This is a genomic window from Paraburkholderia sediminicola (genome assembly GCF_046026855.1).
Taxonomy (GTDB): Bacteria; Pseudomonadota; Gammaproteobacteria; order Burkholderiales; family Burkholderiaceae; genus Paraburkholderia; species Paraburkholderia sediminicola_A.
Map to the genome: position 1 here is coordinate 65,386 of NZ_JAQQET010000019.1, position 16,030 is coordinate 81,415.

At 63.3% G+C, this 16,030-nt stretch carries 16 protein-coding genes; 8 read left to right on the forward strand and 8 right to left on the reverse strand.

Features of this window, described 5'->3' with window-relative positions; genetic code table 11:
* The first annotated feature begins 115 nt into the window (after positions 1-115).
* Genes PQR40_RS21425 through PQR40_RS21440 form a run of 4 tightly spaced genes read left to right on the forward strand, consistent with a single transcriptional unit; the run spans position 116 to position 3,592 of the window.
* Positions 116-832: an ABC transporter permease gene (locus PQR40_RS21425; protein WP_408240135.1), complete on the forward strand. Its 717-nt coding sequence runs from the start codon at positions 116-118 to the stop codon at positions 830-832.
* The gene (locus PQR40_RS21430) at positions 829-1,725 is read left to right on the forward strand and encodes a glycine betaine ABC transporter substrate-binding protein (protein WP_408240132.1); all 897 of its coding nucleotides are present in this window, start codon (positions 829-831) and stop codon (positions 1,723-1,725) included. The genes PQR40_RS21425 and PQR40_RS21430 overlap by 4 nt, the downstream gene beginning before the upstream one ends.
* 14 nt (positions 1,726-1,739) lie before the next feature.
* The gene (locus PQR40_RS21435; RefSeq protein ID WP_408240129.1) at positions 1,740-2,393 is read left to right on the forward strand and encodes an ABC transporter permease; all 654 of its coding nucleotides are present in this window, start codon (positions 1,740-1,742) and stop codon (positions 2,391-2,393) included.
* Complete coding sequence (locus tag PQR40_RS21440) at positions 2,390-3,592, forward strand: osmoprotectant ABC transporter ATP-binding protein OsmV (protein ID WP_408240126.1); 1,203 nt, start codon at positions 2,390-2,392, stop codon at positions 3,590-3,592. The genes PQR40_RS21435 and PQR40_RS21440 overlap by 4 nt, the downstream gene beginning before the upstream one ends.
* Positions 3,593-3,679: 87 nt before the next feature.
* Here PQR40_RS21440 and PQR40_RS21445 read toward each other — a convergent pair whose 3' ends face one another.
* Positions 3,680-5,110: an MFS transporter gene (locus PQR40_RS21445; RefSeq protein ID WP_408509828.1), complete on the reverse strand. Its 1,431-nt coding sequence runs from the start codon at positions 5,108-5,110 to the stop codon at positions 3,680-3,682.
* Between the two features lie 127 nt (positions 5,111-5,237).
* Here PQR40_RS21445 and PQR40_RS21450 point away from each other — a divergent pair, with 127 nt between their 5' ends.
* Positions 5,238-6,107, forward strand: coding sequence for a LysR family transcriptional regulator (locus PQR40_RS21450; RefSeq protein WP_408389797.1), 870 nt, complete (start codon positions 5,238-5,240; stop codon positions 6,105-6,107).
* A 43-nt stretch (positions 6,108-6,150) separates the two neighbouring features.
* Here the strand turns inward: PQR40_RS21450 and PQR40_RS21455 are convergent, their stop codons facing one another.
* Both PQR40_RS21455 and PQR40_RS21460 read right to left on the reverse strand, forming a co-directional pair.
* The gene (locus PQR40_RS21455) at positions 6,151-7,143 is read right to left on the reverse strand and encodes a LysR family transcriptional regulator (protein WP_408240120.1); all 993 of its coding nucleotides are present in this window, start codon (positions 7,141-7,143) and stop codon (positions 6,151-6,153) included.
* Positions 7,140-8,567: an MFS transporter gene (locus PQR40_RS21460; protein ID WP_408336810.1), complete on the reverse strand. Its 1,428-nt coding sequence runs from the start codon at positions 8,565-8,567 to the stop codon at positions 7,140-7,142. Before PQR40_RS21460 ends, PQR40_RS21455 begins: the two co-directional genes overlap by 4 nt.
* 101 nt (positions 8,568-8,668) lie before the next feature.
* On the opposite strand from PQR40_RS21460, the gene PQR40_RS21465 reads away from it, so the two are divergent.
* From PQR40_RS21465 to PQR40_RS21475, 3 genes are all read left to right on the forward strand, one after another.
* A complete protein-coding gene (locus PQR40_RS21465; RefSeq protein WP_408509829.1) occupies positions 8,669-9,319 on the forward strand; it encodes a helix-turn-helix transcriptional regulator in 651 nt (216 codons plus the stop codon).
* Positions 9,320-9,557: 238 nt separating this feature from the next.
* Positions 9,558-9,815, forward strand: coding sequence for a hypothetical protein (locus tag PQR40_RS21470; protein WP_028361667.1), 258 nt, complete (start codon positions 9,558-9,560; stop codon positions 9,813-9,815).
* A gap of 117 nt (positions 9,816-9,932) precedes the next feature.
* Positions 9,933-10,532: a LysE family translocator gene (locus PQR40_RS21475; protein WP_408389701.1), complete on the forward strand. Its 600-nt coding sequence runs from the start codon at positions 9,933-9,935 to the stop codon at positions 10,530-10,532.
* A 22-nt stretch (positions 10,533-10,554) separates the two neighbouring features.
* Here the strand turns inward: PQR40_RS21475 and PQR40_RS21480 are convergent, their stop codons facing one another.
* From PQR40_RS21480 to PQR40_RS21500, 5 genes are all read right to left on the reverse strand, one after another.
* Entirely contained in the window at positions 10,555-11,778 is a 1,224-nt protein-coding gene (locus PQR40_RS21480; RefSeq protein WP_408336906.1) for a winged helix-turn-helix domain-containing protein, read from the reverse strand.
* Between the two features lie 204 nt (positions 11,779-11,982).
* Positions 11,983-12,264 carry a hypothetical protein gene (locus PQR40_RS21485; protein WP_408336808.1) on the reverse strand — a complete coding sequence of 94 codons (282 nt, stop codon included), beginning with the start codon at positions 12,262-12,264 and terminating at the stop codon, positions 11,983-11,985.
* A gap of 269 nt (positions 12,265-12,533) precedes the next feature.
* On the reverse strand, positions 12,534-14,243 hold the full coding sequence (locus tag PQR40_RS21490; protein WP_408240105.1) for an FAD-dependent oxidoreductase: 1,710 nt from the start codon (positions 14,241-14,243) through the stop codon (positions 12,534-12,536).
* Between the two features lie 93 nt (positions 14,244-14,336).
* On the reverse strand, positions 14,337-15,329 hold the full coding sequence (locus PQR40_RS21495) for a DedA family protein/thiosulfate sulfurtransferase GlpE (RefSeq protein ID WP_408509830.1): 993 nt from the start codon (positions 15,327-15,329) through the stop codon (positions 14,337-14,339).
* Positions 15,330-15,667: 338 nt separating this feature from the next.
* Entirely contained in the window at positions 15,668-15,919 is a 252-nt protein-coding gene (locus PQR40_RS21500) for a hypothetical protein (protein ID WP_408240099.1), read from the reverse strand.
* Positions 15,920-16,030: the final 111 nt, after the last annotated feature.

Sequence of the window (16,030 nt, forward strand, 5' to 3'; positions counted from 1 at the left end):
CTCGGTTCAATTCGCGGCACTAGCCGCGTCCCGAACTTCCCATTCGCAGCGTCATCACGACGCCTGTGCGGCGTGGCTATTTCCGCGCGTCGCTCGAACAAGGAGGCGCATCTTCATGATTCAACGTCCTGCCAGACTGATCGGCAGTCTTGTCGCCATCGGCATTGTCGTCGCGTTGCTGTGCCGTGCGATCGACCCCAGCGCACTGCACCAGTACGCGCCCGATCTCGTCTACTACACGAAACGGCACCTGCTGCTGGTCGGCTACTCGATGGCCCTCGCACTGCTTGTCGGCATCCCCTGCGGCGTGCTGCTCAGCCGCCCGTCGTTCGCGCGTCATGCAGAACGCTTCATGCAAATCTTCAACATCGGCAACACGATTCCATCGTTGGCCGTGCTGGCGATCGCGCTCGGCATCTTCGGTATCGGCGATATTCCGGCGCTGGTCGCACTGTTCCTCGCATCCTTGCTGCCGATCACGCGTAACACTTACGAAGGCATGAAGAACGTATCGCCCGCCTTGCGTGAAGCGGCCCGCGGTCTCGGCATGACTGGCTGGCAATCGCTTGTGCGCGTGGAGTTGCCCAACGCGATGCCGATCATCATCGGCGGCGTGCGTACGGCGCTCGCGATCAACGTGGGCAGCGCACCGCTCGCGTATCTGATCGGCGCGGACAGCCTCGGCACGTTGATCTTCCCGGGCATCTATCTGGACAATCAGCAGCAGCTCTTGCTTGGCGCCGCGGCCACTGCGATTCTCGCGCTGGTGCTCGACGGCATCGTCTCGGCCGGCAGCCGCTACCTGCTTGCACGACGCGGGGTGACGGCATGATGAATCTGTTCAAACGCAGCCGCTGGATCGCAGCCGGCGCGCTGCTCTTCTCGAGTCTCCACGCAGGCGCGGCGACTTTGGTGCTCGGTGGCAAAAACTTCACCGAGCAGTATGTTCTGACCGAGATCACCTCGCAGTACCTGCGCTCGAAGGGCTACACGATCGACGCCCGCACGGGTCTCGGCAGCACGCTGCTGCGCAGTGCGCAGGAGAACGGCCAGGTCGATGTGGTGTGGGAATACACCGGCACGGCCGCCATCGTCTACAACAAGATCACCGAGAAGCTCGACCCGAAGACGATGTATGAGCGCGTAAAAGCGCTCGACGCAAAACGTGGTCTCGTCTGGCTCGACTGCTCGCCGCTGAACAACACGTACGCGCTCGGTTTACCGCAGCAGCTGGCGCAGCAAACGGGCATCCGCACGATCTCGCAACTCGCCGCGAAGCTCGCCGCCGAGCCGAACAAGAAGCACGTGTTCGCAATGGATGCGGAGTTCGCCAATCGCCCGGACGGGTTGAAACCGCTCGAAGCCGCCTACGGCATGCAGTTCAGCCGTGCGGAAACGCGTCAGATGGACCCTGGCCTCGTTTACACGGCGTTGCATAACAACCAGGTGCCGATCGGTCTGATCTACACGACGGACGGCCGCGTGAAGGGCTTCAACATCGTGCCGCTCGAAGACGACCGCCACTATTTCCCCGCGTATAACGCCACGCCGGTGGTGCGCAAACCGATCCTCGACCAGAACCCGCGACTCGCCACGCAGTTGAACGCGCTATCCGACGCGCTGAACAACGACGCGATGCTCGAGATGAACAAGCAGGTCGACATCGACGGCAAGCCGGTGCGTGAAGTCGCGGCGGAATTCCTGCGCACGCACAAGCTGCCCTGAGCGGAGACCTTTATATGACTGTATTCGACTATCTATCGGCCAACTGGCCGGAACTGCTGCAACTGACCGCGCAACACGTGTGGCTGGTGGGGATCGCGGTGGGCTGCGCGATTATCGTTGGCGTACCCCTGGGTATCCTGATCAATCGCCATGAGTGGCTTGCCGCGCCCTTGCTGAGCGTTGCGACCGTCGTGCTGACTCTGCCGTCGATCGCGCTATTCGGCTTGATGATCCCGGTGTTCTCGCGCTTCGGCCAGGGCATCGGCGCAGTGCCGGCGATTACTGCCGTGTTTCTGTATTCGCTGCTGCCGATCATGCGCAACACCTACCTTGCGCTGCGCAACGTGGACGCCGGCATCAAGGAAGCCGGTATCGGCATCGGCATGACGGACTGGCAACGGCTGCGTCTTGTCGATTTGCCGCTCGCGGTACCGGTGATTCTCGGCGGCGTGCGCACGGCTGTGGTGATGAACATCGGCGTGATGACGATTGCCGCGGTGATCGGCGCAGGCGGCCTTGGCACGCTGATCATCCGTGCGATCGGCCAGAGCAACATGATGAAACTACTGGTGGGTGCGGTGCTCGTGAGCGTGCTCGCGATCGTCGCCGACTTGCTGCTACAAGCGTTGCAACGCTTGCTGACACCGAAGGGAGTACAAAAGACATGATCGAACTCGACAAACTGACCAAGACGTTTACGCAGAAAGACGGCCAGCAGGTACGCGCCGTCGACTCGGTGAGCCTCACTGTCGGCGAAGGAGAAATCTGCGTGTTTCTCGGACCCTCAGGCTGTGGCAAGACCACCACGCTGAAGATGATCAACCGTCTGATCGCGCCGACCTCGGGCCGCGTGCTGATCAACGGCGAGGACACCTCCGGTCTGAACGAAGTGGAACTGCGCCGTCACATCGGCTACGTGATCCAGCAGATCGGCCTGTTCCCAAACATGACGATCGAAGAAAACATCACGGTCGTACCGCGTTTGCTGGGCTGGGACAAGAAGCGCTGTCGCGAACGTGCGACGGAATTGATGTCGATGGTCGCGCTCGATCCGAAGCAGTATCTGAAGCGCTATCCGCGCGAGTTGTCGGGCGGCCAGCAGCAGCGGATCGGCGTGATTCGCGCATTGGCTGCAGACCCGCCGGTGCTGCTGATGGACGAGCCGTTCGGCGCGGTCGACCCGATCAATCGCGAGTCGATCCAGAACGAGTTCTTCCAGATGCAGCGTCAGTTGAACAAGACGGTGATCATGGTGAGCCACGACATTGACGAAGCGATCAAGCTCGGCGATCGCGTCGCCGTGTTCCGCCGCGGGCAACTGGTGCAATATGATCACCCGGACACGCTGCTGGCGCATCCGCGCGATGAGTTCGTCGGTGCGTTCGTCGGTCAGGACAGCACGTTGAAGCGTCTGCTACTGGTCAAGGCCGGTGACGCCGCGACGCAGCCGGAAACCGCACGCGCTGATACGCCCGTCACGCGCGCGTTCCAGATGATGGACGACAGCGATAGCCGCTACCTGACCATCGTTGACGACAACCAGCAGGCGCTCGGTTATGTGACGCGCCGTGCGGCGCGCGCGGGACAGGGCGTGTGCGGCGAGCATCTGAGCGAGTTCAAGGCAACGGTGAGCGCCGACGAGCATCTGCGCATCGTGCTGTCGAAGATGTATCAGTTCAACTCGTCATGGATGCCGGTGCTGGATGGCGACGGCCGTTACATCGGCGAAGTCACGCAGGATTCGATCGCCGACTATCTGAGCTCGGGCCGTTCGCGCCGGCAGACCGGTCAGGCGGCGATCGTGTCGCCCGCCGTGGCTGCGGCGGAAGCGGCTGCTGCTCAAGCTGCCGTCTCAGCACACACCTGAGGCCCGGAACGGCCGCTAGTTGACCGGCCGGCGTGTGGCGCAAGCTACGGCCACGGCCGCATCCGGCCGCGCCAGACCAGGGATAACTCAAGCCGCGCGCCGGCCTTCGCTCCATGCCGGCGCGAAGGCCGCGAACGCAGCCAGAACCGCTGCGCTCGCATATGTCACCAACCCCATTCCCGCAACGCACCACAACGCTGTCGACACATGCGGCGACAGAATCGTCGCCGCACCCGCCATCGCGACGCCGACGAGGCCACCCGCCTGCCGCAACGCATTCAGCACGCCCGAGGCGACACCCGCCAACTCGCCGGGCACCTGTTCCAGCACGGTCGAGATCATTGGCGGCACCGACAACGCCGTACCGCCGCCGAACATCACCATCGCCGCATACGTGACGACCCACGGCGCGCGCCATTCCAGACTCATTGCCATCGCCGGTACCGCAAGTGCGGCCAGCGCGAGTCCCGTTGTCATGAACTGCGTCGCCGTGAAGCGGCCATGCAACTTGCCGGCTAGTACGTTGCCGAGCGACAGGCTGCCGGCGAGCGGCAACAGCGTCAGACCGATCTGCCGCGCGTTGAAACCGAACTCGCCGTGCAGATACAGGCTCAACTCAAACAGCAATCCGAAGTAACCGACATAGACGAGCGTACCCATCGCATTCATCGTCACGAACATGCGGTTGTTGAACCACTCGACCGGCACCATCGGATGGTGGGCGCGGCGCTCGACGGCGACGAGCGTCAGCGTCGCCAGCACGGCGAGCAGTGCCGCGCCCCACACCTCGCGGGCAGCGATTCCGCGCGACGGCAATTCGATCGCCGCATAGCAGAGCGCCCCGAGTGCGACGATGCTCGCCAACTGCCCACCCCAGTCGAAACGGCGCCCGACGCTGCGCGTCGAATGGCGCACGACGACCCATGCGCCCGCGAACGCAAGCAGCCCGGTCGGCACGTTGATCAGAAATGCACTGCGCCAGCCGAAGCCTTGCACGAGAAGACCGCCCAGTACCGGCCCGATTGCCGCCGCCACGGAGGCGATCCCGGCCCATGCCGCGATGGCGCGGCCGCGCTCGACAGGATCGTCGAACGTGCTGCGCACGATGGCGAGCGACGCCGGCAGAAACAGCGCCGCGCCGCTGCCCTGCACGAAACGCGCGACCACCAGTGCGCCGACGTTCGGCGCCCACCCGCAAGCCGCAGAAGCGACGACGAACAACGCAAGTCCCCACAGATACACCGCCTTCGCGCCGAACCGGTCGGACGCGACGCCGCCCGCGAGGATCAGCGCGGCGAAGCTCAGCGTGTATGCGTCGACGATCCACGCGAGGCCGCCCACGGACGCGCCCAGGCTGGTGTGCATCGCCGGCAGCGCGACGTTGACGATGGTGGTGTCGAGCACAGCCATGAACATGCCGCTCGCCACCAACGCCAACGTCAGGCGCGGACGTTTGGCCTGCCGCACTGTGTCGGCAAGCGCGGCGGCCAGCGGTTGTTCAGCGGTGCATTCGGTCATCGCACGTTCCTAGGACTAAATCTGCATTGGGTCGATCGACGAAGTCTAGTCACATCCGCGAATGCAATAAAGCAGTGAATTTGCATGTGTATGATGCAAAAATGCATCAGGGATAACGCAGCCAATGATCAACTGGGACAACGCACGATTTTTTCTCGCCGTGGCGCGCACGGGGACGTTGCGCGGCGCGGCGGCGCAACTCGATGTCGATCAGGCGACGGTCGGCCGGCGGATCGCCGCGCTCGAAGCAACGCTTTCGACGACGCTGTTTCTGCGCACCCCCGCCTTGTTCGTGCTGACGCCGGCCGGCGAAGCACTACTCGGGGCGGCCGAGACGATGGAGCAGGCCGCCTTGTCGATCGAACGGCGGATTGCCGGACTCGACGATCAACTGGCCGGCACGATTCGTGTCGCCACCACCGATTCGCTCGGCAAACGCTTCGTGGTGCCGGCGATTGCCAAAGTACGGCGTGCGCATCCGGGCATCGAAATCGTCTGCGTGACGTCCGCGCAGATCACCAATCTGACGCGGCGCGAAGCCGACGTGGCGATCCGCACGCTGCGGCCCGATGCGCCGGACCTGATCGCACGCAAGCTCGCGCAACTCGAGGTCGGCATTTACGCGTCGCGCGAATATGTTGCCGCACGCGGCGAGCCGCGCGAAGGTGAGGCGTTCGACGGTCACGATCTGGTGATGTATCAACAGCCGGTCTCGCCGTCGATGTGGGCGGCTTTGTGTGGCGAGCCGACTTCGCGTGGACGTCTCGTGTTCCAGACGCAATCCACGGCGATGCTGTTCGAGGCGGCTCTTGCCGGCTTCGGTGTCGCCGAGCTGCCGTGTTTTCGCGCCGATTACGAACCGGTACTGGTGCGCGTGATGCCGCATCGAGCGGAGCCATTCGATGTCTGGGTAGTCGCGCACGCCGATCTGTACAAGACCGCGCGGATGCAGGTGCTGATTGCTGCGGTAGCGGAGGAATTCGCGCAGTCGCGTTGAAGCGCATAAGTGCAAATCGACGCGTATTTGCACGCCGGTGCGCCTAGTGCGATTTCGTATCGGCTTCGTGTATCCGCTGCGCATCGAGCACCGGCCACGGCGGTGGATTGGCCAGCCGTGGCGCTGCCTTAACCATTCCGGGAGTGTTTTCGAACACCTCGGCAAGCCAGTCGACAAAGGCTCGCACGCGCGGCGAAATCTGCCGGCTTTTCACATACGTTACGGAGATGGCGATGGGTGTCGGCTTGCACTTCGGCAGGACTTCGACCAACTGTCCGGATGCAAGGTACGGCGCAGCGGCGGCGCGCCCAGGCTGAATCATCCCCAGCCCTTCGAGCCCGCACGCGAGGTACGTGTGTTCGTCGTTCACCTGAATGAAGCTGTCCACTTTGACCTTGCTTGCCCGCGCTGCCACGTTGAAGTCGAAGTCCACGCGCCGGCCGGTTTGCGTCGACAGCCAGTTCACCGCGACGTGATTCGAGAGATCGTCCAGGTGACGCGGCTCGCCGAATCGCGCGAGATACGCGGGGCTCGCACAGGTGACGCGTTCGAGTAGTCCGAGGCGGCGTACCAGAAGCCGGGAGTCGGGCAACTCGCCCAACTCGATGCTGCAATCCACGCTCTCGCCGACCAGATCGAGCGTGCGATGACTCACGCCGAGCGCCAGTTCGACATGCGGATGCAGCGCACGAAACGAGGCCAGGGCGGGCACCACGATCGATGCGGCGATCATGCCCGGCATCGCCACGCGCAAGCGGCCGCGCAGATTTTCCGGGCTGTTGAAGAGACCCGACTCGACTTCTTCGATTGCGGCGAGAATCTGCGCGCAGCGTTCGTAGTAGGCGGCGCCTTCCGCGGTCAACGTGACCTTGCGTGTTGTACGCACCAGCAACTGCACGCCGAGCAGGGATTCGAGCGCCTGCACGGTGGTCGTCGCGGTGGCGCGTGGAATGTCGAGCGACTCGGCGGCGCGCGTGAAACTGCTGGCATCGACGATCCGCACAAAGATCCGCATGGCTTGTACTCGGTCTATCACAATGCTTCTCCAGTGAGACGCGGCGTGTGGCGGGTCAGCCCGGCAGCGAACAGGGGCGCGAGCGCGAACGTCGCGAATAGCCAGAGCGCGGTGTGTTGCGCGCCTGGCAGCGGAGCGAGAGTCGTAAGACCGGCACCGTTTGCGATGAGGCCCGCGAGCGCCGAGCCGAACGCCATCGCGAACAGTTGAATGGTGGTGATCGAGAGTGACGCGAGGTTTTCTTCGCCCGGCCGCGCGGCGGTAAACACACGCGTGAGCAGATGCGGCCAGCCGATCCCGACACCCAGCCCAACGCTCGCGAGCGCCGCGCACAAGGCGACCGTGCCCGGCAAGCCGTCGAACAGACCTGCTATTGGCATCAACCATGCGAGCGCGGCGAGTCCGACTGCCGCGATCACTGGCCCGGCGCGGCTCAAGCGCTGCGCGGCGGCCGCGGAGCGGCCGGCGCTGAACATCGAGCCGACCGACCAGCCGGCTGCCATCAATGCGGTCAGATAGCCGGCGGCCAGCGGCGAACGTCCGTGGATCGTCTGCAAGAAATACGGCACGAAGATTTCACTGGTCACGCCGATACCGAGCAGGCTCATGCAGGCGTAGATGCTGCCGATCCGCGTGCGAATCGAGAACGACCCGCTCGGCAACAAGCGTGTGCGAGGGTCGCTGCGTTCGAGTCTTTCGAGCAGCCATACGAAGCCGAGGCCGGCGATGACGCCGAGCGCGTTCCAGCGCATGTCGTCGGTTAATGCGGCGAGCGAGATCACCAGGACCGAGGCGCCGAGCAAGCTGACCTTGAGCAACGGGATCGGCTGAGCCGCTTCACCGTGGGCGCGTTTGTCATCGACCTCGCGATGCACGATCACGGCGAGCAGCAGCACGACCGGCAGCAACACCCAGAACGCCAGCCGCCAGTCACCGAGCTGCGCGAAGATGCCGCCGACCGCTGGGCCGCATAACGTCGCAACGCCCCACATGCCCGATACCAGCCCCATTGCGCGTGGCCACAGGCGCTCCTCGAACACCACGCGAATCAGCGCGTAACTGAGGGCGAGCAGAATACCGCCGCCGAAACCTTGCAGCGTGCGGCCGGCGAGCATCCATAGCATCGACGGTGCGGTCGCGCACACCACGGTGCCCAACGCGAACACCGCCAGCGCGCTGAAGTACGCGGAGCGCGCGCCGAGCATCGCGAGCAGGCGCACCGACAGCACCGAGCCGAGAATCGATGCGACCACGAACAGCGTGGTGTTCCACGCATACAGTTCGAGCCCGCCAATGTCATGCACGACCGACGGCAGGATCGTCGTCGCCACGTACACGTTGGTGGCATGCAGCGCGACCCCGCCTGCGAGGCCCAAGGCTCGCCAGCCGTTGCTGCCGCTGAGCAGATCGCTCCAGGCCGGCACATCTGATTGCAGATTTTTCATGTCATGGACAGCCGTGCGAGGCTGGCTTATTATGCAAGTATTGGCTTGGATAATAATGTGCTCCAATGAGATATGCAAATGAAAGCTTGGAAAATTCGCCAATGATCGCGCGAGCTGCGTCGACTGCTGCTCCGGTGGACCGCATCCTGAATCTGTTGAAGACGCAGGGGCCTTTATCGACGGCGTCGATTGCGGGAGAACTCGGCATCACGGTCGAAGCCGCGCGGCAGCAGATCCAGAAGCTGCTGACAGGCGGCTTGATCGAAGGGCGCCAGGCATCGCAGGCGGGGCCGGGGCGGCCGAGTCAAAGCTGGGGTTTGACAGAAGCGGGCAACGCGCGCTTTCCAGATATGCATCCGCAATTGACCGTGCAATTGCTCGGCTCGATCCGCCATCTATTCGGCGAAGAGGGGCTCGACAAATTGATCGATCAGCGTGCGATAGAAACGCGCGCGAACTATCTCGCAGTGCTCAAGCCGATCAAGGGGCTCAAGGCACGGCTCACCAGGCTCGTGGAACTGCGCAGCACCGAAGGCTATATGGCCGAGTTGCAGAAAGACGGGCGCGACTGGCTGCTGCTCGAGAACCACTGTCCGATCTGCGCGGCGGCGCGAACCTGTCAGGGTTTTTGCCGCACGGAGTTGCAACTGTTCGCGGAGATCGTCGGCGAGGAAGGATCGATCGAGCGTGAGGAGCATGTGCTCGCCGGCGCGCGACGATGTGCTTATCGCGTGAGGCTTAAAAGTAAATAACGGCGTTTTGCCGCGTATGTTTATGCGCTTCGAGGCGCGCGCGAAAATCCTGATGTATCGATAGACGCCTTAACGGGGATCACGTGGATCGCGCTGAGTTCGATCACGAATAGACGCCAGCGCGCGATCGGTATATAACAACGTGAAAGGGTGGCTTTGTTCACCGGTGCATGGACCGGAGTAAGTGCTAAAGCGCTAACTCCGGATCGACCGCTTTGCATGGGAGAGAAGTTTTATTATGACGCAAGACGTAACGCCTAAGCCGCCCACGGGCGACCGGCCCGACCTGGAAAACCTCGATGCAGCGCTCAGTCACGTGGATCAGCAGGTCTCGTCCGGCAGCATTGCTTCAGGTGCCGCAAAGGGCATTCTGTATAGTCTGATCGAAACCCTCGGTGCGTTCGTCGGCGATCCCGATCTGCCTGAGCATGCACGTTCAGGTTATGAGGGTTTGCTGGAAGCCGCTCGCGAATTGCGCGCGAAACTCGACCACTGAAGGCGGGGGTGCGCCGCCTGCGAGCGGCCTGGTTCGCATCGTAATCGCCGCCGCATTTCGGCGGCGCGGTTCTCTGTGATAAAAAGGCGCATTGTTTCCATCATTGCGCCTTTTTTTATGCTTTCCTTGTCTGCCATTGCGTTGCTGGCTGTCGGCATCATCGTGGTGCTGATTACGCCGGGTCCGACCAATACGCTGCTTGCCGCCGCTGGTTTGCGTCAGGGCGTGCGGCTTTCCTTGCCGCTGATCGCCGTCGAACTGGCCGGCTATCTCGTGTCGATTTCAGTGTGGGGACATTTTCTCACGCAAGCCGCGCATGCGTTGCCGTGGTTGCCTTCACTGTTACGCGTGGCGGCCGGCGTGTACATCGCGTATCTCGCTGTCGAAATGTGGCGTGCGGCGGTGGCCCTGCCCGATTCGACGCAGCGGGCGAGCGGCATGCGTACGCTATTCGTGGCGACGCTGCTCAACCCGAAAGGCCTGTTGTTCGCCGGTACGATCTTTCCTTCCATCGCGTTCACGCATGTACCCGCCTATACGATGGCGATGCTGATATTCGCCTGCCTGCTGGTGCCGATCGCGCTTGCGTGGATCGCCTTCGGCGCGGCGCTTGGCAGCGGCAAGCTCAGCTGGCTGAATCCGGTGAAGATGCAGCGCGGCGCGTCGATTGTGCTGGGCGTGTTTTCCTTGTCGCTCGCGTGGGCCGCGTTGCACTAAGAACGCGTCTTGTGCCGCATGGTCACGCTTGCAGACGGTTGTCCGCGCTCATCGCCTCAAGCCATTCCGGCGGCGCGGACGTGATGTCCAGTTGCGGTGTGCCGTGCCAGTCCGCACAGCGCTGCAATGCGCGGCGCAGATCGCCCGCAAGCCTCGCACTGAGTCGCACGCCGGGTTCGATGTGCAGCGATTTCAGTTCGAATACGCCGTTGGTCCGATGCGCTTTCGCATCCACGCGACCCACCAGGCGCCCCCGGCTCAAAAGCGGCAACACGAAGTAGCCGTATTTGCGCTTCGCCGCGGGTGTATAGCATTCGATCGCATAGTCGAAGTCGAAGAGCGCGGCGGCGCGCTTGCGGTCCCACACCACTGGATCGAATGGCGACAGCACCGTGGTGACGGTTGACGCGAGCTTGCCGGTTGCCGCGTCGTCGATCATCGGCGCGAATTCATGATGAACAAAAGTGTCCTGCTTCCAGCCTTCCACTTGCACGGGGATCAGCTCACCCCGATCGGCGAGCGCATGCAGTTCGTCGCGATAGGGGCGGCGCGGCAGCCGGTAGTAATCGGCGACCCAATCGGCGCGCACGACGCCGAGCGCACGGCAGGTACGGCGCAACGCTTCCTCGGTGATGGTTTCCCGCGGCGGCAGGTCGCGCGCGTCGTCCCAGTCCGGTAATACGCGCTCGGTCAGATCGTAGACACGATGAAAATTGCGCCGCTCGGCCACCATCAACTTTCCGATTGCGAACAGCACTTCCAGATGGCGCTTCTCCGGCTTCCAGTCCCACCAGCCGTTGCCCTTGCCCGCCTCGCGGGCGAAGTCGGCTGAACGCACGGGACCCGTCGCACGGATATGGGCGAGCAGTTTGTCGATGTCCTTGCGATACTTCTTGTGCCATTCGGCCGCGTATTTCCAACCCATGCCGCTCGGGTCGAGCATGCGATGGCGTAGCAAGCCGTAGTCTTCGGTCGGCACGAAACAGGCTTCATGCGACCAGTATTCGAACAGCTTGCCTTCGGCGAGATGCTCATCGAGCCATTGCTGCGGATACGCGCCGAGCCGGCTGAACAGCACGAGATACGGGCTGCGCGCGACGACGTGGATCGTGTCGATCTGCAATTGCGCCATGCGGCGGATCGCGTCGAGCACGTCGGCTTTGACGGCCTTGCGGCGCGGCGGCGTCAGCAAACCTTGCGCGGCCAGATGCAGGGTGCGTGCGGCGGATAGCGAAAGGGTCTTCACGCGGGCGTCGGTCACGGGCTTTGATCATTGAGTGACTGCGATGGGAGCGGACGCGAGGTCCGGCCTGGATCAGCAGTCGCTACTGTAGCGTGAATACGGCAGACGAATCGGCCTGCGGGACGACGCTAGTGCAGGCGCAAAGGAATGGCATAAGAACGCGCTACCCAAAGCGGAGCCCGGCGCGCCGCACGTCATGAACCGACGTTACCGGCCGTGCCCATGATGGCGATCCCAGCCGCGGTGGCGGCCATGGTCACGGTGCCCGCGATATCCGCGGTAGTAATCGCCGCGATAGCCATAGCCATAGCCATACGCTGGTTGCGGTGCGTAAACGACCGGTGGCGGCGCGTACATGACGGGCGGCGGGGCATATATGGGGCCGGGTGTATTGACGAACACACCGACGTCCACCCGGGCCAGGGCGGCGGTTGATACGCAGGCGGCGGCAAGGCCGAAGGCGGCGAAAACGATCGCGCGTTGGATCATGCTGGTCTCCTGTGTCGACCAGAGTTAGCGCTTTAGCGCTTACTCTAGTCCCATGCAAGGCTGTCGACCAGAGTTCGCATCGGCGCGGTTACTCTGGTCCCATGCAAAATTGCGGTCGAAAGAGCTTGCCATTCGCTGTCGAATGGCTGACGGCAATATTACGAGACAGAAAGCAAGACAGGTGCAACCAGTTGAAGGCGTGTGTAACAGCAGATTACCCGCCAGCGCCATTCCGGCGCCGGCGGGGCGTTTCAGGCATTTCAGCCGCGTCAGGCGCCCAAAGCCACTGCTTCGCCAGCTGATACTGCCAGCAGTTGGTGGATCTGCGCGACCACCGCGGCACCTTCCCCGACCGCCGCCGCGACGCGTTTCGTCGAGCCGGCGCGTGCGTCGCCGATCGCATACACGCCTTCGACAGTCGTAGCGAGATCGCAGACCGCTCCGTCCACGCTCGTGCCGGTCAGCACGAAGCCTTTGTCGTCAAGTTCCACGCCGCAGGTGCGCAGCCAGTCGGTATTCGGATCCGCGCCGGTGAAAAGGAACAGATGCCGCGTATCGAAGCTTTGGGTGCCGTCCGGCAGCGGCTTCTTCAACGAGACCGACGCCAGCCCGATTTCGTCCGCCTCGAGCCGTCCGACCTCCGAATGCGGATGCACGAACACATTCGGCAGCGAACGGATGCGGTCGATCAGGTAGCGCGACATGGTGGCTTCAAAGCCGCTTCGGCGGATCAACACGTGAACCTTGGCCGCGTGCGTCGCCAGATAGACGATCGCCTGGCCCGCCGAATTGCCGCCGCCCACCAGCACGATCTCCTGGCGCTTGCACAGCTTGGCCTCGACCGGCGACGCCCAGTAATAGACGCCACGCCCATCGAAGCGGTCGAGCCCTTCGAGCGCGGGGCGCCGATAGACCGCGCCGCTTGCGATCACAATCGCGCGGGAGGTGATCTTGCCGCCGCACTTGAGCTCCAGCCGATACGGCGACTCCGCGCAATGCAGTGCCTTGACGTGGACCGGAATCGCGACGTGTGCGCCGAATTTCTGCGCCTGCACGAACGCGCGGCCCGCCAGCGCCTGACCCGAGATGCCGGTCGGAAAGCCGAGATAGTTTTCGATCCGCGCACTGGCGCCTGCCTGGCCTCCCGGCGCGCGGCTGTCGAGCACGATGACCGAGAGGCCTTCGGACGCCGCGTACACGGCGGTAGCGAGGCCGGCCGGGCCAGCGCCGACGATCGCGACGTCGTACACATGCGAATCGTCGAGATCGGGCAGCAAGCCGAGACAGGTGGCGAGTTCCGGCATGCTCGGATGACGCAGCACCGAGCCGTCCGGGCAGATCACCAGCGGCATGTCTTCTTTCTGCGCGGCGAATTGCTCGATCAGACGCAACGCGTCTTCGTCGCGTTCGTCGATGACCGAGTGAGGATGACCGTTGCGCGACAGGAAGCCTTGCAACATCACGAGCCTGGCGTCGCTGCTGTTGCCGATCAGAATCGGGCCACCCGCGCCCTTTTCGATCAGCGCCACGCGCCGCAGGATCAGCGCACGCATGATGCGTTCGCCCAGTTCGGCCTCGGCGACGATCAGCGCGCGCAGCTTGGCCGGCGGAATCAGCAATGCGTCGACCGGGCTAAGGGCCATGCCGTTGACCAGCGCGGGCCGCCCGGACAACTGGCCGACTTCGGCGAGAAAGTGCTTGGCGCCATGCTCCGCAATCAAAACTTCGCGCCCGATGCCATCGCGTTGATAAACCTTCACGCGCCCATTCAACATCACGAACATACCCGGGCCGGTGTGGCCGGTCTCGAACAGCAGTTCCCCGGCTTCCCAGTGGCCCACTTCGCCGAACCGGCGCAGACGATCGATCTCTGCACACGTGAGTTCGGGGAACATCTGATGCATGCGCGTCGCGAGCGACGAAAACGGCGCGTCGGCGACGATAGTTTGTTGCCCTTCTGTTTCTTGAGTCGACAGCATTGAACCGCTCCTTCTGTGTTCATCCTGATTGATCGACACGGGGGGCGAAGCGGCGCGGGCGCACGAGGGCGCCGATATGAATGCGCTGCTGCGCTACACGGCCTTCGGCGCGATATCGTCGACCGCCACGTCGGGCGGCGGCATGCCGGGCAGCGCGTCCACCGTCTTGCCCGAGTCGCGCCAGGCTTCCATGCCGCCGCGCAATGGCAGCACGTCGGCGAAGCCGGCTTCGTTCATCTGCTTGGCCATCCACGCCGCGGATATTTCATTCGGGCATGAACAGTAAATCACCACCTTCTGATCGTGTGGGTACGTTGCGACGATCTCGTCGAGTTGCCGTTCGTCGGCGAATTGCGAGCCCGGAATCACGAACGGGTCGAGCGCGCGCTTTTCCTGCGAGCGGATATCGAACAGGACCGGCGTTTTGCCGGCTGCCACCAGCGCCGCCAGTTCTTCGACTTCGATCCGCTGGGTCGCCAGCTTGGCAATCAGCTGGCGCCGGCGAATCCAGCGATAGGCTGCATACAGGAGCAGCAACGCGATGACCACCAGCGCGGCCGTGCGCCCGAGGCGTCCGGCCATGGCGAACAGCATGTCGATTTGCCGGGCGAACAGTGCACCGATGATCAAACCGGTACCCGACCACAAAGCGGCGCCCATGCCGTCGTAAGTGAGGAACGTGCGGTAGCGCGTGCCCATTGCGCCCGCCATTGGAATCGACACGATCGACAGGCCCGGCACGAACTTCGCCACCGCCAGCACGCGCACGCCCCAGCGGCCGAAAAAGCGTTCGGTCTTTTTTACACAGGTGTCGCGTGAGAGCGAAAGACGGCAGATCGTTTTCAGCGTATTGCCGCCGTACAGACGGCCGGCGAGATACCAGGCGCTGTCGCCGATCAGCGTGGCGAAGATCGACAACACAAGGACCGGCATCAGTTGCGTGCCCACTGACCCGGGATGCATGGCCGCCATCGCCCCAAACAGCACGAGCGACGGCATCGCCGGCACCGGCAGCCCGAGCGAGGCGGCCAGCACGTTCGCGAAAACGAGCGCCGGTCCATATTGCTCGACGAGATCATGTAGCATCGGCTTACATCCGCAGCCCTTTCGGGTGCGGAGCAGGTAGGGAAAGCAACGGAGGATGTAAGGATTATGGACGCATTTTCAAGACGTGCAAATGTCCGGAAAAGCGGCCCGTTATTCGCGTGTTAAAAGCGCGGCCGCGGCATGCCTGGCGGATTAAAAGCGCGGATTAGAAGCGCGAATGAAATAAAGCGAAATTGATTGAAACGTTCGCGGCAAGCGAGTGGCGAATAGCGCCCTACGGATGTCCGTAAAGCGCCCTGCGGTACGCAAACCAGAGCTGGCGGTGCAGAAGCGGCGCACGGTATTCGCGCTTGAACGCAATACCGTGCGCTGCGGCTTTACTGACGGTGATTGTGCTGTTCGCCCGGTAACTCCGCGCCATGCGCGCGAATCGTCGCAATCAGTTCGGCCGGCGTGATTTCGTAGCGCACTTCGCGGTGGATGCCTGGCTTGCGCTCATCGACCTCGATCAGAAGAATGCCTTTGCCGTCTTCTGTCGATTCGAGGCGCAGCGAGCGGAGTTCGCGCGCCGTTGCGTCGTCGTATTCGGTGAGCAGGGCCATTGACCCGGAGGACCCGGTAGTGCGCATCGAGGTTGTCCTTGTTCCGTTGTTGATCGAACCATTGTACGGGCGTACTGCCAGGTTCGCGCGCCGTCTGTCGTGCCGCGCTCACACCCGGGGAATCTGCCCGTCCTATCT

Excerpts from the sequence above, each read along its gene's own strand:
- PQR40_RS21440 (WP_408240126.1), top strand. The coding sequence starts at position 2,390 with ATGATCGAACTCGACAAACTGACCAAGACGTTTACGCAGAAAGACGGC.
- PQR40_RS21430 (WP_408240132.1), top strand. The coding sequence starts at position 829 with ATGATGAATCTGTTCAAACGCAGCCGCTGGATCGCAGCCGGCGCGCTG.
- PQR40_RS21490 (WP_408240105.1), bottom strand. The coding sequence starts at position 14,243 with ATGCTGTCGACTCAAGAAACAGAAGGGCAACAAACTATCGTCGCCGAC.
- PQR40_RS21465 (WP_408509829.1), top strand. The coding sequence starts at position 8,669 with ATGATCGCGCGAGCTGCGTCGACTGCTGCTCCGGTGGACCGCATCCTG.
- PQR40_RS21500 (WP_408240099.1), bottom strand. The coding sequence starts at position 15,919 with ATGCGCACTACCGGGTCCTCCGGGTCAATGGCCCTGCTCACCGAATAC.
- PQR40_RS21460 (WP_408336810.1), bottom strand. The coding sequence starts at position 8,567 with ATGAAAAATCTGCAATCAGATGTGCCGGCCTGGAGCGATCTGCTCAGC.
- PQR40_RS21485 (WP_408336808.1), bottom strand. The coding sequence starts at position 12,264 with ATGATCCAACGCGCGATCGTTTTCGCCGCCTTCGGCCTTGCCGCCGCC.
- PQR40_RS21435 (WP_408240129.1), top strand. The coding sequence starts at position 1,740 with ATGACTGTATTCGACTATCTATCGGCCAACTGGCCGGAACTGCTGCAA.
- PQR40_RS21470 (WP_028361667.1), top strand. The coding sequence starts at position 9,558 with ATGACGCAAGACGTAACGCCTAAGCCGCCCACGGGCGACCGGCCCGAC.
- PQR40_RS21445 (WP_408509828.1), bottom strand. The coding sequence starts at position 5,110 with ATGACCGAATGCACCGCTGAACAACCGCTGGCCGCCGCGCTTGCCGAC.
- PQR40_RS21425 (WP_408240135.1), top strand. The coding sequence starts at position 116 with ATGATTCAACGTCCTGCCAGACTGATCGGCAGTCTTGTCGCCATCGGC.
- PQR40_RS21475 (WP_408389701.1), top strand. The coding sequence starts at position 9,933 with ATGCTTTCCTTGTCTGCCATTGCGTTGCTGGCTGTCGGCATCATCGTG.
- PQR40_RS21495 (WP_408509830.1), bottom strand. The coding sequence starts at position 15,329 with ATGCTACATGATCTCGTCGAGCAATATGGACCGGCGCTCGTTTTCGCG.